Below are 23,723 nucleotides of genomic sequence, written 5' to 3' on the forward strand. Positions count from 1 at the left end.
GGCCCGGATCCGCGTTTCGTGGCGAGTCGACGGAACCAGGGGCGGGTCAGGGGGAGAGGCGCAGTGCCGTCCAGACGGCGGCGCGATCGGCGAAGGTCGTCAGGTCGCGGCCGAGCAGGCGCTGCGCGAGAGCGATGCGCGTGCGGACGGTATGCCGGTGCACGCCGAGCGCGCGGGCCGTGGCCTCGTGGGCGCCGTCATGGTCGAGCCACGCGACGAGCGTCGCCTCGAGCGCCGTGCCGTGCCGCGCGTCGTGGGTGCGCAGCGGGGCGAGCTCGGCGCCGGCGCGGGCGCGCGAGGGAGCCGTAGCGAGATCGTCGAGCAGGTCGCCCGGAGCGTCGACGACATCGGTCGCCGCCCCCGGCCGTCCGCGGTCGCGTGCGAGCCGTGCCCGATCGCGCGCCGAGGTCACGTCATCATCGGTCGCCGCCGCGGCGGTTCCGATCCGCCACGACAAGCGCGCGGCGATGCCGTCGAGGACCCCGCGCTCGGACGCCCCCACGATGAGGAGGACCCCGTCCTCGTCGCGGCCGTAGAACAGCCGGCCGGCGGTCGCGTGGTTGTCGAGCACTTCCCGGGCGCCCGTGGGGGCGTGCGCATCGGCGACGGCGACGACGTAGGGCGCGGCGGGGAAGCCGCCCCACGCGTCGGTCGCGACTCTACGGGCGAGGGCGAGGTGCCCATCCGCGAGGAGGTCGACGAGGGCAGCCCGCAGCCCGCTCCACGCCCCGGCGGTCATCCGGCGCTGCTCGAGGGCGAGGCCGGTCGTCGCGACGACGGCGGTGACGACGGCCCGGGCGTCCTGATCGAGTTCCACTCCGGCGGTGACCAGGACGCCCCGGCGACCCCCCGATCCGAGCGTCTGCAGTGTGACCGGGTGCCCCGCCAGCCGCATCGCGGCACCGGTTCCACCGCCCCGGCGCAGCAGGGCCGCTGCCTCCGCGTCCACGGCTCGGCGCAGCTCGTCGTCGACCGACGAACCGGCGGAGGAGTGCTCGTGCGTCAGCGTCCCCGAGGCGTCGTAGAGGCCCACCCAGGCGCCGAGCTGACGCGCGAGCTCGGCGAGCGTCGCGTCGAAGCCGTCGGGGCGCAGGGCGGCGATCGCGAGGGCGCGCTGCGCGTCGAGCGCCCAGCTGCGCCGAGCGTACGCTTGCGCCGCGATGGCCTCGGCGGCCGCCCGCGCCACGGCGATGAACGGCGTGCGGTAGGGCACTTCGAACAGCGGCATCCCCGCGGCCGCGCATGCATTCCGCAGAGATCCGGGGATGCCGTCGCGCACGACCTCGGTACCGAACCCGAGGCCGCGGATGCCGCGCGCCCGAAGCCTGCTCACGTAGGCGTCCGCCTCCGCGTCCGCATCGAGGTCGGCCGTGAACTGCGTGCCCGTCGTCAGCAGCACCACGTCCTCCGAGAGGAAGGGCGTCGGGTCGGCGAGATCGGAGCTGTGGACCCAGCGCACGGGTGCGTCGAGATGGGGGTCGTCGGCGGGTGTCGAGAGGCGCAGATCCAGTTCGCGCCGGGCCAGCAGCGCGCGGATCGTCGGCGACGGGGGAGTGGCGGTGGGCATCGGCATCCTGTACAGACGGGCGATAAGAGGTGCGGCAACTGTACATCCCGGCGAATGCGGGTTGCGCGATGCGCGTCTTACTGTCGCGGAATGAGCACCTCGACCTCGACGCCGACCATCCCCCTCGGCGGCCCGACCCTCCCGCAGGAGCGCCGCGTCGTCACCGCGATCCCCGGACCCCGATCCGAGGAACTGCTGGCCCGCAAGGCCGCCGCCGTGCCGGCAGGTGTCGGTCACACGGTGCCGATCCAGGCCGTCGCCGCGGGCGGCGGAGTCGTCGTCGACGCCGACGGGAACTCGCTCATCGACCTCGGGTCCGGGATCGCCGTCACCTCGGTCGGCAACGCTCATCCCGCCGTCGTCGCCGCGGTGCAGGCCCAGGTGGCGCAGTTCACCCACACGTGCTTCATGATCTCGCCCTACGAGTCGTACGTCGCGGTGGCCGAGGCCCTCAACCGGCTCACCCCCGGTGACCACGAGAAGAAGACCGCGCTGTTCAACTCGGGCGCCGAAGCGGTCGAGAACGCCGTGAAGATCGCACGCAAGGCGACCGGCCGTCAGGCGGTCGTCGCCTTCGACCACGGCTACCACGGCCGGACGAACCTCACGATGGCGCTCACCGCGAAGTCGATGCCCTACAAGAGCGGGTTCGGGCCTTTCGCCCCCGAGGTCTACCGTGCGCCGCTGTCGTACCCGTTCCGCGACGGCCTCTCGGGTCCGGATGCCGCGGCCCGCGCGATCTCGCAGATCGAGAAGCAGATCGGAGCCGACAACCTCGCCGCCGTCGTCATCGAGCCCATTCAGGGCGAGGGCGGCTTCATCGTGCCTGCGGACGGGTTCCTGCCGGCGGTCGCCGACTGGTGCCGCGAGAACGGCGTCGTGTTCATCGCCGACGAGGTGCAGACCGGTTTCGCTCGCACCGGTGCCATGTTCGCCAGCGAGCACTTCGGGATCGTCCCCGACCTCATCACGACGGCGAAGGGGATCGCCGCAGGCCTCCCGCTCGCGGCCGTCACCGGTCGTGCCGACCTCATGGACGCGTCGCATCCCGGCGGCCTCGGCGGCACGTACGGCGGCAACCCCGTCGCCTGCGCGGCGGCGCTCGCGGCGATCGACGCGTTCGAGAACGACGGGCTCGTCGAGCGTGCCCAGCAGATCGGCGCACGCCTCACGGACCGGCTGAACACCCTGCGCGAGACCGACCCCCGCATCGGCGACGTCCGCGGTCTCGGCGCGATGATCGCCGCCGAGTTCGTCGACCCGGCCACCGGCGCCCCGGATGCTGCCCTGACCTCCGCGATCGCGAAGGCCTGCATCGCCGAGGGGGTCATCGTCCTCACGTGCGGCACCTACGGCAACGTCATCCGCTTCCTGCCGCCGCTCTCGATCGGCGACGAGCTGCTCGACGACGGGCTCGACGTCATCGCCGCGGCGCTCGGGCGGGTCTGAGCGTGGCGGCCCCGAGCTCCAGCGGCTGGGAGAACCCGGTCTCGCCCGAGACGTCCGCGGGGCTCGGGGCGGTGACGAAGGCGCGCTCGAACAAGCTGAGGTCGCGCCACGTCACGATGATCACGCTCGGCGGCATCATCGGCGCCAGTCTGTTCGTCGGATCCGGCAACGTGATCCGCACGGTCGGCCCCGCCGCGGTCCTGTCGTACCTGCTGGGCGGCCTGCTGGTCTTCCTCGCGATGCGCATGCTCGGCGAGATGGCCGCCTCGCGGCCGGCGATCGGCTCGTTCATGGAGTACGCCCGCGTCGGGCTGGGCGACTGGGCCGCCTATCTCGTCGGGTGGCTGTACTGGTACTTCTGGGTCGGCGTGCTCGCCTACGAGGCCGTGCTGGGCGGCGAGACGATGCACACCTGGTTCCCCGGCGTCCCCTCCTGGGGATGGTCGCTGATCCTGCTGGCGGTCTTCGTCGGCACGAACGTCATCTCGGTGCGGACCTTCGGCGAGGTCGAGTTCTGGCTCGCCAGCATCAAGGTGCTCGCGATCGTGGTGTTCCTCGGCGCCGGCATCCTCTTCGCGCTCGGGCTGTGGCCGCAGGCGACCTTCTCCGTCCCCAACCTGTGGGAGCACGGCGGCTTCGCGCCCCACGGCATCGGCGTCGCCTTCACCGGCGTCGCGCTCGTGATCTTCTCGTACTTCGGCACCGAGATCGCCGTCATGGCGTCGGCCGAATCCGTCGATCCCGCCAAGGGCATCCGGCAGGCGACGAGCACGATCATCTGGCGCATCCTGCTGTTCTTCGTCGGCTCGGTCCTCGTCATCGTCACCGTCGTCCCGTGGGACGAGCTGCCGGCGCCGACGGATGTCGCGAATGCGCCGTTCACGATCGCGCTGTCGCGGTTCGGCATCCCCGGGGCCGACGTCATCATGCAGCTCGTGATCTTCACGGCCGTCATCTCGGTGCTCAACTCGGGGCTGTACTCGGCGTCGCGGATGTTCTCGGCCCTGGCCGACAAGGGCTTCGCCCCGAGGATCGTCGCGAAGCGTTCGCGCAACGGCGTCCCGGTCATGGCGTTGCTGGCGTCGACGATCGGCGGGCTCATCGCGACCCTCGTCAACTTCCTCACTCCGGGCTCGGGCATCTTCGACTTCATCATGAACTCGGCCGGGCTCGTCGCCCTCTTCGTCTACGTCTTCATCGCCCTCACCCAGCTGCGTCTGCGTCAGCGGATGACGCCCGAGGAGGTGGCCGCGCTCAAGCTGAAGATGTGGCTGCACCCGTGGCTCAACATCTTCCTCATCGTCGCGATCGCCGCCGTCGTGGTGGTCATGCTCACGACCGAGTCGGGGCGCTCGCAGGTGTGGACGAGTCTCATCGCCACCGGTGTACTACTGGTGTTCTGGCCGCTCGTGCGCCGAAACCTGCGCGCGCGTCGGCTCGACCGGGAGAGTGTCGCCCCGGTCTCGGGTTCTGCCAACGAAGGAGTCGGAAATGACTGAGATCACCCGCGACGTCGCGATCGTCGGAGCCGGCGCAGCCGGACTGACCGCCGCGAACGACCTGAGGAAGGCCGGGCTGTCGGTCGTCGTGCTCGAAGCTCGCGACCGGGTCGGCGGACGGCTGTGGACGGACGAAATCGACGGCGCGATGCTCGAGCTCGGCGGCCAGTGGGTCTCGCCCGACCAGCACGCCCTGATCGACACGCTCGCCGACCTCGGGCTCGACACGTACACGCGGTACCGCGACGGCGACAGCGTGTACGTCGGTCCGGATGGACAGGCGCGGCGCTTCCGCGGCGAGATGTTCCCCGTGGCGCCGGAGACCGAGCGCATCATCGACGAGATCACCGCGCGCCTGGACGCGATGGTCGCCGAGATCGATCCCGATCGCCCGTGGGCGCACGAGAAGGCGGCCGAGTGGGACCGCGTCTCATGGGACGCGTGGCTGCGACAGCAGACCGACGACGACGAGGCGGTGCGCAACCTCGCGTTCGCCACGGGCTCGGCGATGCTCACCAAGCCCACCCACACCTTCTCGCTTCTCCAGTCGCTGCTCATGGCGGCGTCGGCAGGGTCGTACTCGCACCTCGTCGACGCGGACTTCATCCTCGACAAGCGCGTCGTGGGAGGTCTGCAGCAGGTGCCGCTGCGCCTGGCCGAGCGACTCGGCGAGGATGTGCTGCTGGGTCAGCCGGTGCGTTCGATCGAGTACTCCGACTCGGGTGCCGTCGTCCGTGCCGACGAGGTCACCGTGCGTGCGCGTCACGTCGTGCTCGCCCTGGCCCCCGTGCTCTACAACCGCATCTCGTTCTCGCCGCCGCTGCCGCGCCTGAAGCACCAGATGCACCAGCACTTCTCGATGGGCTTCGTCATCAAGGTGCACGCCGTCTACGACCGGCCGTTCTGGCGCGAGCAAGGGTTGTCGGGCACGGCGTTCAGCCCTTACGAGCTGTCGCACGAGGCGTACGACAACACCAACCACGGCGATGAGCGCGGTACTCTCGTCGGCTTCGTCTCCGACCAGAACGCCGACGACCTCTTCCGCCTCTCGGCCGACGAGCGGCGTGAGCGCATCCTCGAGTCGCTGTCGCACTACTACGGACCCGAGGCGAAGAACCCGATCGTCTACTACGAGAGCGACTGGGGCAGCGAGGAGTGGACGCGCGGTGCGTACGCCGCGAGCTTCGACCTCGGCGGCCTGACCCGTTACGGCGCCGAGCAGCTCGAGCTCGTCGCGCCGTTGCACGTCGCGTGCAGCGACCTCGCCGGGCTCGGCTACCAGCACGTCGATGGGGCGATCCGCATGGGCCACCGTGTCGCGGACGAGATCCTCGAAGCAGACCGCGCATGAGCCGCCCGGAGTCCGGCGGCCGCATCGTCGTCGGCTACACCGCGACCAAGGCGGGGCGGGATGCCGTCGCCTTCGCGAGTCGCCTCGCCACGGCATCCGGAGCCGCGCTCCATCTCGTGCTGGTGCTGCCCGCCCAGAAGCCGGGGATCGTGCCGCCCGACGCCGGGTACGAACGGCTGCTGCGCGAGCAGGCCGCCGGCTGGTTGCGCGAGGGCGCTGCCGAGGTGCCCGAGGGGATATCGCACCGTGCCCACGTCCGTTACGGGGAGTCGGTCGCGGCGGGGCTCATCGACACCGCCGACGAGCTCGGCGCCTCGCTCATCGTCGTCGGCGCCGCCGACGGCGGTCATCGCGGGCGGCATCGACTGGGCACGACGACGACCGAGCTCGTGCACTCGTCCGACGTGCCGGTCGCCCTGGTGCCGCGCGGTGCCCGCCGGGTGCCGGCGGAGACCGGCATCACGCGCCTGACGGCGGCGGTGGGGGAGCGCGAGGGCACGGAGCTTCTCGTCGAGGCGACCATCCAGCTCGCCGCGGCCACGTCGGCGCCAGTGCGGCTCCTCTCGCTCGTCGCCCTCGACCTCCCGGCAGGCCTCGACACCGGTGCCATCCGCACCGTCGGAGACAACCACGCGCAGGAGGTCCTCGACGAGGTCCGCTCGGCGCTCCCGCCCGAGGCCGAGGTGACCGCGGTGGTCGCGGCGGGCGACGGCATCGAAGACGCGGTGTCGCACCTCGAATGGGAGGCGGGTGAGGTCGTGATCGTCGGCTCCAGCCGGCTCGCGCAGCCGCGTCGGCTGTTCCTGGGCTCCACGGCCGCACGGATGCTGCGCGTCGTCACCGCCCCCATGATCGTGGTGCCCCGCACCCGCAGCGACCGCGAAGGAGCGAGCGCATGACCCGAGCAGAACAGGCGGGGGTGCCCGCGGGCGACCCCGTCACCGGGGGGATCTCCCGGAAAGGCCTGAGCGCCGGGACGGTCGGCCTGATCGGCGCGGTCGTCATCGGCATCTCCTGCATCGCCCCCGCCTACACGTTCACGGCGGCGGTCGGGCCGACGGCATCCGTCGTCGGCACCCAGGTCCCGGCGATCGTCTTGGTCGGCTTCATTCCGATGCTCCTCGTCGCATTCGGATACCGCGAGCTGAACAACCGCATGCCCGACTCGGGCACGAGCTTCACCTGGGCGACGCGCGCGTTCGGCCCGTGGATCGGGTGGATGGCCGGGTGGGGGCTCGTCGCCGCGACCATCCTCGTGCTCTCGAATCTCGCCGGCGTCGCCGTCGACTTCCTCTTCCTGTTGATCGCGCAGCTCACGGGACAGGAGTCGATCGCCGACCTCGCCTCGGTCGTCTGGATCAACGTGCTCGTGTGCGTCGTGTTCGTCGCAGCGGCGACGTTCATCTCGTACCGCGACATGCAGACCACTCAGAAGCTGCAGTACGGGCTGGTCGCATTCCAAGTGGTCGTGCTGGTGCTGTTCGCCATCGCGGCGATCGTCGAAGCCGTCTCGGGCAACGCGTTCGACGCCACGGCGTTCGACTGGTCGTGGTTCAACCCGTTCGCGGTGCCGACGTTCAGCGCTTTCGCCGCCGGGCTGTCGCTGTCGATCTTCATCTTCTGGGGATGGGACGTCACCCTGACGATGAACGAGGAGACCAAGGATCCCGAGCGCACGCCGGGCCGAGCGGCCACCATCACGGTCGTCATGATCGTCGCGCTCTACCTGCTGCTCGCGATCGCCATGATCATGTTCGCCGGTGTCGGCACGGGCGAGCTCGGACTCGGCAACGATGACATCCAGGAGAACGTCTTCTTCCACCTCTCGGGTCCGATCCTCGGTCCGCTCGCGTTCCTGGTCTCGCTCGCCGTGCTCACCAGCTCGGCGTCGTCGCTGCAGTCGACCTTCGTCGGGCCGGCGCGGACGCTGCTCGCGATGGGGCACTACGGCGCCCTCCCCGAGAGCTTCGCGAGAGTGAGCCCCCGGTTCTTCACTCCCGGATACGCCACGATCGTGTCGGCGGTCGTCGCGTCGGGTTTCTACGTCGTGATGCGCATCGTCAGCGAGAACGTGCTGTGGGACACCATCCTCGCCCTCGGCATGATGATCTGCTTCTACTACGGCCTCACGGCGTTCGCCTGCGTCTGGTACTTCCGGCGTCAGTGGTTCGACTCGGTGCGGAACGTCTTCTTCACGTTCCTCTTCCCGCTGATCGGCGGGGCGATCCTCGCGGTGCTGTTCGTGACGACGCTCATCGACACGATGGATCCTGCCTACGGCAGCGGGTCGCAGATCGGCGGCGTGGGCCTCGTGTTCATCCTCGGCGTGGGAGTCATCCTCGTCGGCGTCGTCGTGATGGTGTGGCAGGCCGTGAAGCGCCCCGCGTTCTTCCGGGGCGAGACTTTGACCAAGGATGCGCCGGTCAGCCGGCGCGCGAGAGGAGTGGCGCGATGACGCACGAGAACGAGACACGACTGCTGGCGGGAATCGAGCGCGGCCTCTTCATCGGCGGCGAGTGGGTGGACGCCGAAGGCGGCGCGACGTTCGCCGTCACCGATCCCTCGACCGGTCGCACGCTCATCGAGATCGCCGACGCCTCGCCGGCCGACGGCATCCGAGCCCTCGACGCCGCCGTCGCGGCGCAGGAGGAGTGGGCTGCCACCGCGCCGCGCGTGCGCAGCGACATCCTGCGCCGGGCCTTCGATCTCGTGCAGGAGCGCAAGGAGGACCTCGCGCTGCTGATGACCCTCGAGATGGGCAAGCCGCTCGCCGAAGCGCGCGGCGAGGTCGTCTACGGCGGCGAGTTCCTGCGGTGGTTCAGCGAGGAAGCGGTGCGCATCTCGGGGCGGTACGGCCTGAATCCCGAGGGCACCGGGCGCATGGTCGTCTCGCAGCGCCCCGTCGGCCCGTCGTTCTTCATCACGCCGTGGAATTTCCCCCTCGCGATGGCGACGCGCAAGATCGCTCCGGCGCTCGCGGCCGGCTGCACGGTCGTCGTCAAGCCCGCGGCGCTCACGCCGCTCACGACGACGCTGTTCGTTCAGATCCTGCAGGAGGCAGGCCTCCCGGCGGGTGTCGTGAACGTCGTGAACGCGACGCGTTCGAGCGAGGTCGCAGCGCCCATCATCGCCGACCCGCGGTTGCGCAAGCTGTCGTTCACCGGCTCGACCCCGGTCGGCCGCAAGCTCATCGAACAGGCCGCAGAGGGGGTGCTGCGCGTGTCGATGGAGCTCGGCGGCAACGCGCCCTTCGTCGTGTTCGACGACGCCGACCTGGACAAGGCGGTGGAGGGCGCGATGCTCGCGAAGTTCCGCAACATCGGGCAGGCCTGCACGGCAGCCAACCGCTTCATCGTGCACGAGTCCATCGCCGACGAGTTCGCCGACCGGCTCACCGAACGCGTGTCGGCGATGAAGATCGGTCGCGGAACCGAGGACGGTGTGCAGATCGGGCCGCTCATCGACGAGAGGGCGGTAGCGAAGACCGGTGCGCTCGTCGAGGATGCCGTGGCCCGGGGCGCCACGGTGCGCACCGGCGGATCGGCGATCGACGGCGAGGGGACCTTCTTCGAGCCCACCGTGGTGACCGAGGTCGCCGCGGGCAGCGACATCCTCCGCGAGGAGATCTTCGGACCGGTCCTCGCGATCGCGACCTTCGCGGACGAGGACGAGGCTGTGCGCCTGGCCAATGACACCGAGTACGGGCTCGTCTCGTACGTCTTCACGCGAGACCTCGCGCGCGGGCATCGGATGATCGATCGCCTCGAGACCGGCATGATGGGGCTGAACGTGGGGGTCGTCTCGAACGCGGCGGCCCCGTTCGGCGGTGTGAAGCAGTCGGGCATCGGGCGCGAGGGCGGACTCGAGGGCATCCACGAGTACCTCTCGACGAAGTACACCCTGATCCCCGCCGACTGACGAGACGAAGGAGAACCGATGAGCACGTATGCCGTGACCAACCCCGCCACCGGCGAGACGCTGGCGACGTACGATCCCGCGACCGACGATGACGTCGAGCGCGCCCTGGCCGGCGCGGACGAGGCGTACCGCGCCTGGTCGCGCGTCGTCGCGCCGGCCGAGCGGGCCGACCGGCTGCGCCGAGTCGCGGAGCTGCACCGTGAGCGCCGCGACGAGCTCGCCGCGATCATCGTGCGCGAGATGGGCAAGCCGCTCGCCGCTGCGGAGGGCGAGGTCGATTTCGCCGCCGACATCACCGCGTACTACGCCGACCACATCGACGAGATCACCGGTGACACCCCGATCCCGATCGAGGGGGAGGGCACCGCGGTCATCCGGCGCAGCCCTCTCGGCGTGCTGCTCGGCATCATGCCGTGGAACTTCCCGTACTACCAGGTCGCCCGTTTCGCGGCGCCGAACATCGCGGTCGGGAACACCATCCTGCTCAAGCACGCTCCGCAGTGCCCGGAGTCGGCCGCGGCGATCGACGCGATCTACCGTGACGCGGGTTTTCCCGCCGGTGTGTACACGAACGTGTATCTGAGCAACGAACAGGCCGCGGACGTGATCGCCGACCGTCGCGTGCAGGGGGTATCGGTGACCGGGTCGGAGCGCGCAGGGTCGGCGGTCGCGGAGATCGCCGGACGCAACCTCAAGAAGGTCGCGCTCGAGCTCGGCGGGTCGGACCCGTTCATCCTGCTCTCGACCGACGACCTGGATGCCGCGGTGGCGGCGGCCGCCGAGGCGCGCCTCGACAACGTGGGCCAGTCGTGCAACGGGGCGAAGCGGTTCATCGTGGTCGATGGGCTCTACGACGCGTTCGTCGAGAAGTTCGCCGCTGCACTCGCCGACGCGAAGGTCGGTGACCCGTTCGCCGACGACACGGTCCTCGGGCCGCTGTCGTCGCTCACTGCGGCCGAGCGGCTCGCCGAGCAGGTCGATCGTGCCGTGGCTCAGGGGGCGACGCTCGTGACCGGTGGGCGCCGCGACGGCGCCTTCTACCCGGGCACGGTGCTCACGGGCGTCACACCGGAGATGGATGCCTACCGCGAGGAGTTCTTCGGACCCGTCGGCGTCGTCTACCGCGTGGCCGACGAGACCGAGGCGATCGAGCTCGCCAACGACACACCGTTCGGGCTCGGGTCGTACGTGTTCACGACGGAGCCGGAGCAGGCCGCGCGTGTGGCCGATGCGATCGAGGCGGGCATGGTCTACATCAATCTCGTGCTCGCGGACGAAGCCGGACTGCCGTTCGGCGGAGTCAAGCGCAGCGGCACCTCGCGGGAGCTCGGGCTTCTCGCCGCAGACGAGTTCGTGAACAAGAAGCTCATCCGCACGGGCGCCTGATCCGTCGAGGGGAGCCCGCGGACGAATACGAAGGGCGCGCCGAGCGAATCGGCGCGCCCTTCGTCGTGGATGATCGGGCTCAGGCGTCGAGGAGCGAGCGCGCCTCGGCTGCCTCGGCCGGACGGCCGAGGGCTTCGTAGACGTCACCGAGCTCGCCCGCCGCGACCTGGAGCAGTGGCGGGATCTCCGCGGCGCGCTCCATGACCGACCGGTAGAGCGGGACGGCGTCGCCTGCACGCTCGTTCTGGGTGAGGAGCCGAGCGGCGAACAGCTCGGACGCCCCGGCCGAGCCCGCATCGCCGACCTCGGCGAAGGCGTCGGCGGCGTGCAGCGCGGTGGCGACCGCCTCGTCCGCCTGGCCGAGCATCGCGAGCGCCCGCGCCCGCGAGTCGGTGATGTCGGCGACCAGCCACGGGGCGCCGATACCGCTCGCGACCTCCCGCGCCTCGTCGAGGGCCGGAAGCGCCTCCTGCTCGCCGCGAGCGGCCCGGACCTGGCCCTCCGAGTGCCGCGCTTCGGCGAGCAGCCCGGCCTGGTCCGGTTCGCTGCGCGCGATCTCGACCGCCGTCGTGAGGGAGGCGAGGGCGTCGTCGAATTCGCCGAACCGGTGCAGCAGGCGTCCGTGCGACAGCAGCGCGTTCGCCCGCCCTGCCGGAGCCTCGCCTTCGTCGAACAGTTCGGCGGCGAACTCCCACGCACCGACGGCGCGGCCGGGTTCGCCGGCGTCTTCGAAGGCGCGGGCCAGCAGCATGAGCGTCTGGGCACGAGAGGCTGCCGGCTCCTCGCGGTCGGTCTCGTCGGAGTAGACGTTCACGAGCAGCTCAGCGGCCTCGTCGGCGGAGCCGGAAGCGAGCAGCGCCCGCGCGAGGCGGTACTGCACCGCGGTCACGGCGTCGCCGTTCTCGGTCGCGGCGCGCTCGGCGAATCGGTAGCGCGCGACCGCCTCTCCGGGAGCGCCGGCGTCTTCGTTGAGAGCCGCCGCGAGCACATACGCCCCGGCGAGAACGCTGCGCGCGTCGAGCTCGACCAGGATGCGGCAGAGCTCGTCGGCGTCGGCCACGCCGTCGAGGAACCGTTCCTGGCCGCCGCGCATACGGGCGCGCAGCCCGAGCAACCGGGCACGAGCGCCGGCGCCGAGTGCAGGGTTCTCGAGGGCCGCGGCGATCGTCGCGTCGCAGTCGTCGAAGGCGCCTACGGCTCCCTGGAACGACGCTCGCGCGAGCGCGACGATGCGGCGCAGGTCATCGTCGCCGAGCGCGGCCTCGCGGTCGCGGGCGTCGTCGAGGAGCTCGCGCGCCGTCTCCGGGTCGCTCTCGGCGACGGCCATGCCCAGGACGACCTCGACGACCGCGTAGAGGCGGGGCGGCAGGCTGTCGCCGTCGGCGAGGATCGCGCGAAGCGTCTCGACGTCATCGGGGGCGCCGCGCCCGAAGAGCGCGAGGCCGGCGCGTTCCTCGACGTGCGCCTCTGCGTCGCGTCCCGCGGCCCGCAGGGCGTCCAGGCGGTCCCGCAGGGCACCCTCGGCCCCGTCGAGGTCGTCACGGGCGACGAGAGCCGCGATGCGGGCCGAGTGGAGCTTGGCACGCTGGTCGAGGGCCGCGCCCGGGAGCGCGGCATCCGCCGCATCGAGGGCCTCCGAGGCCCCGTAGTCGCCGAGGTCGATTGCGCGCTGGACGAGTTCCTCGGCAGAGCGCGCGGGCACGGGGGCGACACGGGGGAGCAGCGGCTCGGTGCTCAGCGGGAGCGTATGACGCTCCTGTCCGACGGCCCAGGCTCGATCGAGACGGCGCCGGTGGCCGTCGGTGCCGTCACGGCGGTCGAATTCGCCGGCGATCCGCTCGGCCTCGGAACGCATGACGGCCGCGAGTTCGGCAGCGCGCCATGGTCCGTCGTGGTCGCCGAAGAAGGCGCGGAGCCGGTCGGAGTCGGCGCCGCGCACGATGGTATCGGCGTGGCCGGCCGCGCTGACGGCCTCGAGCGCGATCGCGAAAGCTGTGAGCGCGGAGAGGTGACCGTCGACGCCCAGGGCGTCGTGGGCGAGCCAGTCGAGGTGACGCTCGACGAGCGAGAGTGCGCGTGCCTCGTTGCCGGTGATCGCGCAGAAGACGATGTTGTCGGCGACGATGGCGAGGTTGTCGGCGTTGTCCTTGGCGAGTCGGTAGCTGCGCAGGTGTGCGAGACGCGCCTTGTCGTACTCGCCCGCGTGCAGGTAGGGGACGAGCGACCGCGCGAGGGCGTGCTCGGGCTCTTCACCGCACGAGAAGTCACCCTCGACGAGTTCTTCGACGAGACGGATGGCCTCGTCTTCACGATCCGTGTCGATCAGGTAGCCGGCGATGACGCTGCGAACGCAGGCCTCGCAATGGCTGTGGCTGTCTCGGGGCGTGGTCTCGAGCCGGGTGCGCAGCTGTTCGGCTTCGTCGAGGCGGCCGGCCATCCACGCGGTCTCGAAGCGCGCCATGAGCACGCCGCTCTGACCGAGTCCGGCCGCGCGGTAGTGGCTCTCCATGTCGTCGAGCACGGCGGAGATCTGCTCGCGGTCGAAGGCGGGGGATGCGGCCAGACTGTCGGCCATCCACTTGAACTGCCACATCAGGTCGGCTGTCTCGTCGCCGAGGTCGGCCGGGAAGCGTTCGGGGTCGCCGTCGTGCTTGCCGAGGCACCAGGCGAACGACGTCAGCATGGCCTCGGTGTCGCCGCTCATGCAGGCGGACGAGGTCAGCCGCATCCGGGCGCGGTACTCCATCGGCTCGTCGCCCGCGTCTACGGCGAGGCCGATCGCCTCGTTGATGAGGGCTCGTTCTTCGACGCCGACCGGGGTGCGGTCGATCTGCTCGAACAGTTCGAGGATACGGTCGCTGCTCATGCTGTCCTTTCGGGGGGGTCCAGGAGAGGTGCGCGGTCAGGTCGCGGGGCGCGCGGAGAGTTCGACGAGCGCGTGCAGCGCGCCCATCATGAGCGCGCGGTCCTCGCCGCTGAGGGGACGCTGGGCGGCGAGGAGTGCCTGCACGTAGAGGAGGTGGACTGTGCGCGCGAACGCGAGGTCGTCAGGGATGTCGAGGAGTGATCGCACGACGGAGTTCTGCCAGTTCAGGCACAGACGAACGCCTCCGGACGTGCTCTCGGGCGACGCCGGGCGGAGTTTCTCGGCCGTCGCGTCGATGCGGTCCATGACGCTTCCCCACAGGGGGCTGCCGACCGATCGGGCGCGTCCGCGGTCGATCGCGCGCAGCGCTTCGGCGCCCGCGAGGTAGACCGCCGGGATCTCGGCCGCGTCGAGCGAACGCACCGCAACGGTGCATCCGACGGCGGATAGGGCAGAGCTCGCGCGCTCCTCGAGCGCGAGGACGCGCGCGCGGTCGTCGAGCGGAGGCGGATCGAGTCGGTCGAGTTCTTCGGCCAGGTCGACGTGCTCGACCGTGACGCCGTCGAACACGAGCGGGAGCAGGCGCACCAGCTCGGCGTCGAAGAGGTACCCGCCGTTGACCAGCGGCTGGCGGGGATCGGCGATGCCGGCGATCTGGCGGTACTCGTCGACGGTCTCGACGTAGCGGAGGTGAGGGAAGCGGCCGATGAGGTCGCCGACCCGCATCCGGCCGTGCGTGGTTTCGACGCTCAGCCACCGGACGATGAACGTGGCGAGCTCGTCGTCGTGACGCACGAGCGACTTCAGCGCCACCTCGTGCACGCTGACGAACTGAGCGAGGCGGTGCGGTTCGGTCAGGCCGAGGTCGAGCACCCAGCGCCGGATCGCGGCGCCGAGTTCCTGACGGGTGTGCTCGAGGGCGTCGTCCTCGACCAGCGCCTCGCGGCTCGCGGTGGGGCTGAGCGCGGTGGAGTCGATCACGGCCCGGACGAAGAAGGCCCAGTCGGGAAGGATGTCGTCGGCGTTCTCGCTCAGCAGCATCCGGCCGAGGTAGACGCGGGTGGCCTGGCGGGCGCCGGGCGGGGGAGCGTAGGGGAGGACGTACGCGGTCCCGACCGTGTCGGTACCGGGGACGTGCAGGGGGATCGCATCGAAGGGCTCTTGGCCGAGCAGATCGCGCCCGTACGCCCAGCGTGCCGCTTCGTCGATGCCGGTCGTGGCGGCGCGGAACGGCGGTGTGCGGGTCGTCACCTGCTCGCCGCCGCCGGGGAGGTCGACGCGCACGGGGAGGGGGAGGAACTCGCCGAACGTCTCGGCCAACTCGACCGTCGCCGGTGTGCTGAGCAGATCGCGCTGGCCCGGACGGGGCCGCAGGTGCACGCTCGTGCCGATCGGGAGGTCGTCGGCGATCGTGCGCACCGTGAATGTGCCGTCGGCGTTGCCCTGCCATTCGACGGCGTCGCCGCCGCGCGCGCTGCGGGAGCGGATGACGATCGTCTCGGCGACCATGAAGCACGAGAGCAGTCCGATTCCGAACTGACCGAGGAAGTCGCTCCGGGGCAGGTCGAAGATGTCGCGCTTCGAACTGCGGCCGACGGTCGCGAGGAGGTCGGTGACCTCGGACTCGGTGAGGCCGATGCCGTCGTCGCGGACGATGAACTCGTCACTGCGCTCGCTGAGAGGCGTGATGCGGATGCCGCTCGACTCCCACGCGGTGGCGACGCGGGATGCCGCGGTGTGGAGTTCGGCGCGCGCGGTGATGGCGTCGCAGGCGTTCTGCATGAGCTCTCGCAGGAAGACGCGAGGACCCGAATAGATGTGCCGACTCAGGAGGTCGACGATGCCGCGAAGGTCGACCTGGAACTGCTGGGATCGTCCGGTATTCATCCGCCTGATTTCGTGTTCGGGTACGCGCCACCGATGGCGTCCTCGGCGCGACAGCCGAGCGTAACAGTTCCCGGTAAGGCGTCATTTATGACCTGATTTATGACTCGCGTCCAGAATCGCCGCGCCCGTCCCCGTACGGGCCCGGCCGGCCCCCTCGATCAGAAGGGTGGTGGCCCGGGTGGCGTTGTTCCGCCGGTTCGGTCGTCCGGTGGTGGTTCCGTCGTGTCGGCCGGGTCGGTGGTGAAGCAGACCGCGGGCACGGGTACGTCTTCTCGGTAGACCCTGCCGAGGGGTGAGGTCCATTCCAGAACCCCGCCACCAACCTGCCGCACTTCCCACCGGGTGAATTGCTTCATGGAGTGGTGTCGTTGGCACAGGTGGGCGAGGTTGTAGATGTGGGTGTGCCCGCCGAGGGCGTAGTCGATGGTGTGGTCGAGTTCGCACCTGATCGCGGCTCGCCGGCATCCGGGGAACCGGCAGTGCTGGTCGCGGGCGGTGAGGAGTTTCTTCATCGCGACGGTGGGTCGGTAGGTGTCGATCTCGACCGGGGTGCGGGTGACCGGGTCGATGAAGAGCCGGTCCCACTCGGTGACCTGTCCGGCGAGCTCACGCGCCGTGTCGGCGTCGATCGGTCCGGCACCGACCGCGTCGGCGGGGTGCTCGTCACGGCCCACCAGGGTCTCCGCGGTGAGGGTGACCTGCACGCGCGCCCGGATCGCCCCGAGCCCGCCGGTCCGGTCGGCCCCGTAGGTCGGGTCGACCACCGGTGCTCCACCGAGGACGAGGTCGCCGAGGATGTCGGCCCGCAGCTGGTCCATGGTTCGGGCGTCTGGCGCCGCATCCTCCCCGGCGGCATCCGCCGCGTCAGCCTCCGGGCTCGCCCCGACCTCATTCGCCCCAGCGCGGCCAGCCCCCGCATCCCGGGCGTCCTTCACCGACTGTCCCATCTGCGTCAGCCGGTCGAGCATCCCCACAGCGATGACGGTGGGGAGATTCGCGACGAGGTTCGACATCCCGTCGGCCCCGTGGAAGACCCGCACGCACCGCTCCGCCGCCGCAGCCGTGTGCCGCTCCGTGAACGATCGCGGGTGCACCCGTGCCGCCAACAACTCCAGCGCACCTCGTACGCGTGAGGGCACATCCCGTTCGCACACATCGATCGCGGCATCCGCGAACGACCCTCGCACCTCATCGGGTACTCCCGTCCCAACCCGCACGATCACATCCACGTGTCCGCGTTCGATCCGCCGTTCCGCCCACGCGGCGAACACGGTCGGGTAGTCGTCGATGACGGTCATCGCGTGGTCGATCTCGCCCTGCAACCGCCGATCCGTCAACCGGGCCATCCCCGCCGCCTCGGCCGCAACCGATCGCAGCTCCATGTCGGAGGCCATGCCCCGCACCCCACCGTGCCGGGCCTCCCGCAACGCCGACCGGCCCAGATCGGCCAACGCCTGCATCCGCGCGACCTCGCCAGCATGAAAGAGATCGAGCGCGTCGGCGAACACCGAGAAAGCCTCGGCGTGCGGCGACGCGCTCGGAGCATTCGCGCCCCCAAGCCTGCGGTCGCCGTTCGTTTTCATGTTCCCATCTTCGCAGGCACCACCGACATCCGAATCGAACAGAACTTTCCCTGTGCGCAACCCGAGGCTCCCCTCGCGAGGGGAGGAGTCGGCGCGAAAACTGTGCCGACGTTCGCGACCCTGGCGGTCATGACGTACACTGAGAGGAGCAGTCGAAATCTGCATTCTTTCGCCATGCCCAAGCGTCAAGGACTCGACGGCAGTGGAGGAATGCGGGCGTAGACCCCGGGGTCCGCAGGATCTCTAGGGCGGTAGCTCAATTGGCAGAGCAGCGGTCTCCAAAACCGCAGGTTGCAGGTTCGATTCCTGTCCGCCCTGCGCGTCGGCGTCAGCCGGCACACGGAAGGTATCAGGTGGGTTCGATGGTCCAAGAGGGTGGCGAAGTCGTCGCCGCAGGTGGCGCGCCCCGCGAGAAGAAGCCGAACATCTTCGCGCGGATCATCATCTTCATCCGCCAGGTGTTCGCCGAACTCCGCAAGGTCGTCACCCCGACCCGCCAGGAGCTCGTGAAGTTCACGGCAGTGGTCCTCGGATTCGTCGTCGTCATGATGGCGCTCGTCTACGGCCTCGACGTCCTGTTCGTCTGGATCACGACCGTCGTCTTCGGCGTCCCGGGCTGATCGACGGGCCCCGCCCGCACGACCCGCGAATGCCTGCCGCGCAGGCATCCCGACAACCGATGGAAGAGAACGCAGTGTCAGAACGCATCCCCGACGACGTCGATTGGGCCACGGCCGCCGAGCAGTCCAGCGAGGACGACGAAGCCCAGGAGGGCAACGTGCTGGCCGACCAGGAGCGCGCCTCCGACGCCGCCGAGCACGCCGCTGTCCACGTGGTGGACGACGAGGCCGAGCAGGACGACACCGACCTCGACGGCGTCGAGATCGATGACCCCGAGGCCGACGCCGTCGTGAACGACGCGCTCGAGATCGACGAGGCCGCCGAGGCCGAGGCCGCTGCGGAGGTGCTGACCGACTCCCTCGAAGAGGAGATCGCCGAGCAGGCCGCCGAAGCCGCCGACGAGGTCGAGCCCTACGACGGCCCCGAGCCCGACGTCGACGTCTCCGAGGAGACCGTCGACTACCTCTCGGAGTTCGAGGCTGCCGCCGGCATCGAGATCTCCGTCGGCAACGACGACGAAGACCCGTACGAGGCGTTCCGCACCGAGCTGCGCATGCTGCCGGGCAAGTGGTACGTCATCCACTCCTACGCCGGGTTCGAGCGCAAGGTGAAGGCCAACATCGAGCAGCGCAAGTCGACGCTCGAGGTCGAAGAGGACATCTACCAGGTCGAGGTCCCGATGGAGGACGTCGTCGAGATCAAGAACGGCCAGCGCAAGATGGTCACGCGCGTCCGGATTCCCGGCTACGTGCTCGTCCGCATGGAGCTCACCGAAGACACCTGGTCGGTCGTTCGTCACACCCCCGGCGTCACGGGCTTCGTGGGCAACGCTCACAACCCCACGCCGCTGCGATTCGACGAGGCCTTCAACATGCTGAAGTCGCTCGTCGAGGTCAAGGAAGCCGCTCCCGCCAAGGCCGGTGCCGTCAAGGGTGCCGCGGCTCCCACGCGCAGCATCGTCACCGAGGTCGACTTCGAGATCGGCGAGACCATCACGATCAAGGAGGGCTCGTTCGCCGGCCTTCCCGGCTCGATCAGCGAGATCAAGCCCGAGAGCGGCAAGCTCACGGTGCTCGTGTCGCTCTTCGAGCGCGAGACGCCCGTCGAGCTCTCGTTCGACCAGGTCACCAAGCAGTAACGCGAACCCGCGTCGACGAAGCGCCCCTCCGCTACGGCGGCCGGGGCGCTTCGCCGCGTCGGGGGCGCTGTCCGCTGACACCTTCACGGTCGGGATGCGGTAGGCTTGGGGAGTTTGCGGGCGCTCACGCGCCTGCATGACACGACCGCCGCTCGGAAATGCCGGGCGTGCGGGAGAGGGATGCCGCCGGCATCCGCTCGATGAAAGGAAAACGAATGGCACCGAAGAAGAAGGTGACCGGCCTGATCAAGCTTCAGATCAACGCCGGAGCCGCCAACCCGGCGCCGCCGATCGGCCCCGCGCTCGGTCAGCATGGCGTCAACATCATGGAGTTCTGCAAGGCGTACAACGCCGCGACCGAGTCGCAGCGCGGCAACGTCATCCCCGTTGAGATCACCGTCTACGAGGACCGCAGCTTCACGTTCATCCTGAAGACCCCGCCCGCCGCGGAGCTCATCAAGAAGGCTGCCGGCGTCGCCAAGGGCTCCGCCACGCCTCACACGACCAAGGTCGCGAAGCTCACGAAGGACCAGGTCCGCGAGATCGCCGAGGCCAAGATGCCCGACCTTAACGCCAATGACATCGAGGCCGCCTCGCTGATCATCGCCGGCACCGCCCGCTCCATGGGCATCACGGTCGAGAGCTGAGGGGGAGAACACAATGGCTAAGTCCAAGGTTTACGAAGCAGCCGCGGCGAAGATCGACCGCGACAAGTTCTACAGCTCCACCGAGGCCGTCGCTCTGGCGAAGGACACCGGTTCGAAGAAGTTCGACTCGACCGTCGAGGTCGCGCTGAAGCTCGCTGTCGACCCGCGCAAGGCGGACCAGATGGTCCGCGGCACGGTCATCCTGCCCCACGGCACGGGTAAGACCGCCCGCGTGATCGTGTTCGCGACGGGCCCGGCCGCTGAGGCCGCCATCGCCGCAGGTGCAGACGAGGTCGGCGGCGCCGAGCTCATCGAGAAGGTCGCCGGCGGCTGGACCGCATTCGACTCGGCCGTCTCGACGCCCGAGCTCATGGGCCAGGTCGGCCGCCTGGGTAAGGTCCTCGGTCCCCGTGGCCTCATGCCCAACCCGAAGACCGGCACCGTGACCCCCAACCCGGCCAAGGCCGTCGAGGAGATCAAGGGCGGAAAGATCGAGTTCCGCGTCGACAAGCACGCCAACGTGCACTTCGTCGTCGGCAAGGCGTCGTTCACGGCCGAGCAGCTCGAAGAGAACTTCAACGCGGCGGTCGAGGAGATCGTCCGCCTGAAGCCCTCGAGCGCCAAGGGCCGTTACATCCAGAAGGGCGCCGTGTCGACCACGTTCGGCCCCGGCATCCCGCTGGACGTCAACGCGCTCGTCTGATCGCGATTCGCATGGACGGGGTCTCACCTTCGGGTGGGGCCCCGTTCGTCGTTCCGGACGTGCGCGGTTCGCGCTAGCGTCGGCTCATGCCGCATCCCCTCACCGATCTCCTCGGAATCGACCTGCCCATCGTACTGGGGCCGTTCGGGGGCCTGTCATCGGCGACGCTGACCGCTGCGGTGAGCGAGGGAGGCGGGCTCGGGTCGTATGGGCTGTACGGCTACGACGCCACCCGCATCCGTGAGACGGCCGCCTCGATCCGCGAGCGCACGTCCGGCCCCTTCGCCCTGAACCTCTGGTTGCCGCTCGGAGACGAGGTGACGCCGGACGACGTGGATGCCGCGCCGTCGCGCGACGCCCTCCGTCCCCTTTACGCTGCCGCGGGCGCGGCCGTGCCTTCTCTGCCCGAGCTTTTTCTCCCTCCGCTCGAGGAACAACTCGCGGCGGTATGGGAGGCGCGGCCGGCCGTGCTCAGCGTGGTCTTCGGCGTGCCCGGGCCGTCGGTCGTCACCGAGGCGCACCGGCTCGGCATCCGGGTGATGGGAACCGCCACGACGGTCGCCGAGGCACGGGCCCTCGAGGCCGGGGGAGTCGACGTCGTCGTCGCGAGCGGTGCGGAGGCCGCGGGACACCGGGTCTCGTTCCTCGCGGCACCGGAACACTCTCTCGTCGGCACCTTCGCTCTCGTGCCGCAGGTCGTCGATGCCGTGTCCGTGCCCGTGATCGCCGCGGGCGGTGTCAGCGACCGGCGCGGTGTGGCAGCCGCATTCGCCCTGGGCGCCTCGGGGGTGCAGGTGGGGACGGCGTTCCTGCGAACGCGGCAGTCCGCCGCTTCCACAGGGCACCGCGCCGCCATCGCGGGTGCGCACGACACCTCGACCGTGCTCACACGTGCGATGAGCGGGCGCCTCGCCCGCGGCATTCCGAATCGCGCGGTCCGTCACATCGAGTCCACCGGTGTGATCGCGCCCTTCCCGGCGCAGAACTGGCTCACGGGAGTGTTCCGTGCTGCCGCCGGCGGTGATCCCGAACTGTCGTCGCTGTGGGCGGGGCAGGCCGCCGGTCTCGCTCGGCGGGACGACGCGGCAGACGTGCTGCGCGAGCTCGCCGCGGGGCTGCCGGAGGCGTGAGGCTCGGATGCGGCGGTTCGGATTCGTCCGCATCGTTCAGTGGGTGTCGCGCACCTCGAACCCCGTCGAGCCGACGCGCTGGGCCTCGGTGACCTTCGCGGCGTCGACCCGGGCTCCGGGTGGTCCTTCCGCCATCCAGGCGAGGACCGCGTCGACCGCGTCATCCGTGCCCTCGAGAACGGCCTCGACGGACCCGTCGACGCGATTGCGCACCCAGCCCGCGACGCCGCGTCGGTCGGCTTCCAGCCGCAGGCTGTAGCGGTACCCGACGCCTTGGACGCGGCCTTCGACGATCACGTGGACGCTTCGCATCCCCTCATCCTGCCTCACGGCCAGACGAGGCTGACGGCGAGGAGGATCATGACGAGGGCGACGAACCCGTCGAGCACCCGCCATGCGCGCGGGGTGGCGAGCACCCGCCCGAGGAGACGGGCCCCGAAAGCCAGGGCGAAGAACCAGGCCGCGCTCGCGGCGACCGCCCCGACGGCGAACCAGGAGCGGTTGTCGCCGTGCGTCGCGGCGATGCTGCCGAGGAGGAACACGGTGTCGAGGTAGACGTGCGGGTTGAGCCACGTCAGCGCGAGACACGTGAGCACGACCGTCGCGCGCCGAGCCGGGGGAGCGGCTGCCCCGCGATCGCCGGCGGCCTGAGCGTCGAGAGCCTGCCCGCTCGGGCGCCAGGCCCGGCGCGCGGCCATGAGGCCGTACGCGAGGAGGAAGGCCGCCCCGGCCCAGCGCACGACGGGAACCAGCCACGGCACGCTCTGTACGACCAGGCCGAGGCCGGTCACCCCGGCGATGATGAGCACGGCATCGGAGAGGGCGCAGATCGTCGCCACCAGCAGGGCGTGCTCGCGACGGATGCCCTGCCGAAGCACGAACAGGTTCTGCGCGCCGATGGCGACGATGAGCGACAGGCCGAGGCCGAAGCCGGAAAGGGAGGCGGAGAGCACGAGTCGAAGCTATGGTTCTGACCCAGTACAGTCCAGTTCATGGAACTTCAGTCAGTGAAGCATCGCTGAAGATGCGTGTGCCCGTCGACCTGGTCGAGACGCTCGCTGTGATCCTCGATGAAGGAAGCCTGGATGCCGCGGCGCGCCGCCTTCACATCACCCCGTCGGCGGTGAGTCAGCGGGTCCGAGCTCTCGAGCGAATCGCCGGACAGGTGCTGCTCGTGCGGTCGAAGCCGGCACGCGCGACCGAGGCGGCCCACCGCTTCGTGCGCTACGCGCGCCAGCTCGCTCTGCTCGAACGCGACGCCTTCGACGGCACCGACGAGGGCGTCATGACCGTCCCGCTCGCGGTGAACGCCGACTCACTGGCGACCTGGTTCCTGCCGCCGCTCGCGCGGGTCGCGTCCGCACGCGATGTCGTGTTCGACCTGCATCGCGACGACCAGGACTTCACGGCCGGTCTGCTCGAGAGCGGAACGGTGATGGGGGCCGTCACGTCACGTCGCGTGCCCGTAGCGGGATGCCGCGTGTCGGCCCTCGGCGCGCTGCGCTACGAGGCGGTCGCGACCCCCGCTTTCGCGAAGCGATGGTTCACGGCGGAGGCGGAAGGAGGACCTGACCGCGACGGGCTCGCGTCGGCGCCGGTCGTGGACTTCGACCGACGCGACGAGCTGCAGTCCCGGTGGCTCCGAAGCGCCGGTGTCGATGTCGACGCACCGCCTCGGCATCGCGTCCCGGCGTCGCAGGACTTCGCGACCGCCGTGCTGCTCGGACTGGGATGGGCGCTGCTGCCGACGCTGCAGTCGCACACGCACGTGGAAAGGGGCGAGCTGCTCAGGCTCGGCGGTGACGACATCGTCGTGCCGCTGTACTGGCAGCAGTGGAACCTCGCCTCACCGCTGCTCGACGCGGTGGCCGACGAGGTCGTCGCCGAAGCCCGTCGCGTGCTCGAGCCCGCCGCCTGAGCCCGCCTCGCCGACGGTCGGTTCGCCGAGGGTCGGTTCGCCGAGGGTCGGTTCGCCGAG

General features: G+C 70.3%; 19 protein-coding genes and 1 tRNA gene. 14 read left to right on the plus strand and 6 right to left on the minus strand.

Annotated elements, in window-relative coordinates; all coding sequences use genetic code 11:
* Positions 1–46: 46 nt before the first annotated feature.
* A complete protein-coding gene (locus QUC20_RS04070) occupies positions 47–1,567 on the minus strand; it encodes a helix-turn-helix domain-containing protein (RefSeq protein WP_289331025.1) in 1,521 nt (506 codons plus the stop codon).
* A gap of 90 nt (positions 1,568–1,657) precedes the next feature.
* Between QUC20_RS04070 and gabT the strand changes: the two genes are divergently transcribed.
* The 7 genes from gabT to QUC20_RS04105 are packed head-to-tail and all read left to right on the plus strand — an operon-like array spanning position 1,658 to position 11,170.
* Entirely contained in the window at positions 1,658–3,016 is a 1,359-nt protein-coding gene (gene gabT, locus QUC20_RS04075; protein ID WP_183045299.1) for a 4-aminobutyrate--2-oxoglutarate transaminase, read from the plus strand.
* Between the two features lie 2 nt (positions 3,017–3,018).
* Positions 3,019–4,515: an amino acid permease gene (locus QUC20_RS04080; RefSeq protein ID WP_120263256.1), complete on the plus strand. Its 1,497-nt coding sequence runs from the start codon at positions 3,019–3,021 to the stop codon at positions 4,513–4,515.
* On the plus strand, positions 4,508–5,866 hold the full coding sequence (locus QUC20_RS04085; RefSeq protein WP_120263255.1) for a flavin monoamine oxidase family protein: 1,359 nt from the start codon (positions 4,508–4,510) through the stop codon (positions 5,864–5,866). Before QUC20_RS04080 ends, QUC20_RS04085 begins: the two co-directional genes overlap by 8 nt.
* Complete coding sequence (locus QUC20_RS04090; RefSeq protein WP_120263254.1) at positions 5,863–6,765, plus strand: universal stress protein; 903 nt, start codon at positions 5,863–5,865, stop codon at positions 6,763–6,765. Before QUC20_RS04085 ends, QUC20_RS04090 begins: the two co-directional genes overlap by 4 nt.
* A complete protein-coding gene (locus QUC20_RS04095; RefSeq protein ID WP_289331026.1) occupies positions 6,762–8,321 on the plus strand; it encodes an APC family permease in 1,560 nt (519 codons plus the stop codon). Before QUC20_RS04090 ends, QUC20_RS04095 begins: the two co-directional genes overlap by 4 nt.
* Positions 8,318–9,784 carry an NAD-dependent succinate-semialdehyde dehydrogenase gene (locus QUC20_RS04100; RefSeq protein WP_120263252.1) on the plus strand — a complete coding sequence of 489 codons (1,467 nt, stop codon included), beginning with the start codon at positions 8,318–8,320 and terminating at the stop codon, positions 9,782–9,784. Before QUC20_RS04095 ends, QUC20_RS04100 begins: the two co-directional genes overlap by 4 nt.
* A gap of 18 nt (positions 9,785–9,802) precedes the next feature.
* Positions 9,803–11,170, plus strand: coding sequence for an NAD-dependent succinate-semialdehyde dehydrogenase (locus QUC20_RS04105; RefSeq protein WP_120263251.1), 1,368 nt, complete (start codon positions 9,803–9,805; stop codon positions 11,168–11,170).
* 79 nt (positions 11,171–11,249) lie between these two features.
* Here QUC20_RS04105 and QUC20_RS04110 read toward each other — a convergent pair whose 3' ends face one another.
* From QUC20_RS04110 to QUC20_RS04120, 3 genes are all read right to left on the minus strand, one after another.
* A complete protein-coding gene (locus QUC20_RS04110) occupies positions 11,250–14,036 on the minus strand; it encodes a tetratricopeptide repeat protein (RefSeq protein ID WP_289331027.1) in 2,787 nt (928 codons plus the stop codon).
* 36 nt (positions 14,037–14,072) lie between these two features.
* Complete coding sequence (locus tag QUC20_RS04115; RefSeq protein WP_289331028.1) at positions 14,073–15,923, minus strand: HSP90 family protein; 1,851 nt, start codon at positions 15,921–15,923, stop codon at positions 14,073–14,075.
* A 158-nt stretch (positions 15,924–16,081) separates the two neighbouring features.
* The gene (locus QUC20_RS04120; protein ID WP_289331029.1) at positions 16,082–17,506 is read right to left on the minus strand and encodes an HNH endonuclease signature motif containing protein; all 1,425 of its coding nucleotides are present in this window, start codon (positions 17,504–17,506) and stop codon (positions 16,082–16,084) included.
* Positions 17,507–17,751: 245 nt separating this feature from the next.
* On the opposite strand from QUC20_RS04120, the gene QUC20_RS04125 reads away from it, so the two are divergent.
* From QUC20_RS04125 to QUC20_RS04150, 6 genes are all read left to right on the plus strand, one after another.
* Positions 17,752–17,824: transfer RNA gene (locus QUC20_RS04125), tRNA-Trp, on the plus strand.
* Positions 17,825–17,868: 44 nt separating this feature from the next.
* On the plus strand, positions 17,869–18,126 hold the full coding sequence (gene secE, locus QUC20_RS04130) for a preprotein translocase subunit SecE (RefSeq protein WP_114588099.1): 258 nt from the start codon (positions 17,869–17,871) through the stop codon (positions 18,124–18,126).
* Between the two features lie 74 nt (positions 18,127–18,200).
* Positions 18,201–19,265 (plus strand): transcription termination/antitermination protein NusG, encoded by a 1,065-nt coding sequence (nusG, locus tag QUC20_RS04135; RefSeq protein WP_120264378.1) that lies wholly within the window; start codon positions 18,201–18,203, stop codon positions 19,263–19,265.
* A gap of 215 nt (positions 19,266–19,480) precedes the next feature.
* Positions 19,481–19,912 carry a 50S ribosomal protein L11 gene (gene rplK, locus QUC20_RS04140; RefSeq protein WP_023952050.1) on the plus strand — a complete coding sequence of 144 codons (432 nt, stop codon included), beginning with the start codon at positions 19,481–19,483 and terminating at the stop codon, positions 19,910–19,912.
* Positions 19,913–19,925: 13 nt separating this feature from the next.
* Positions 19,926–20,615 carry a 50S ribosomal protein L1 gene (rplA, locus tag QUC20_RS04145; RefSeq protein WP_120263247.1) on the plus strand — a complete coding sequence of 230 codons (690 nt, stop codon included), beginning with the start codon at positions 19,926–19,928 and terminating at the stop codon, positions 20,613–20,615.
* A gap of 86 nt (positions 20,616–20,701) precedes the next feature.
* Positions 20,702–21,745 (plus strand): NAD(P)H-dependent flavin oxidoreductase, encoded by a 1,044-nt coding sequence (locus QUC20_RS04150; RefSeq protein WP_289331030.1) that lies wholly within the window; start codon positions 20,702–20,704, stop codon positions 21,743–21,745.
* Between the two features lie 36 nt (positions 21,746–21,781).
* Here the strand turns inward: QUC20_RS04150 and QUC20_RS04155 are convergent, their stop codons facing one another.
* Together QUC20_RS04155 and QUC20_RS04160 are read right to left on the minus strand one after the other, a co-directional pair.
* Positions 21,782–22,057, minus strand: a complete 276-nt coding sequence (locus QUC20_RS04155) for an acylphosphatase (RefSeq protein ID WP_120263245.1) — start codon at positions 22,055–22,057, stop codon at positions 21,782–21,784.
* A 14-nt stretch (positions 22,058–22,071) separates the two neighbouring features.
* Positions 22,072–22,698 (minus strand): LysE/ArgO family amino acid transporter, encoded by a 627-nt coding sequence (locus QUC20_RS04160; RefSeq protein WP_120263244.1) that lies wholly within the window; start codon positions 22,696–22,698, stop codon positions 22,072–22,074.
* Between the two features lie 71 nt (positions 22,699–22,769).
* Between QUC20_RS04160 and QUC20_RS04165 the strand changes: the two genes are divergently transcribed.
* Entirely contained in the window at positions 22,770–23,663 is an 894-nt protein-coding gene (locus QUC20_RS04165) for a LysR family transcriptional regulator ArgP (RefSeq protein WP_289331031.1), read from the plus strand.
* Positions 23,664–23,723: the final 60 nt, after the last annotated feature.

This window comes from Microbacterium arborescens (genome assembly GCF_030369635.1).
GTDB lineage: Bacteria > Actinomycetota > Actinomycetes > Actinomycetales > Microbacteriaceae > Microbacterium.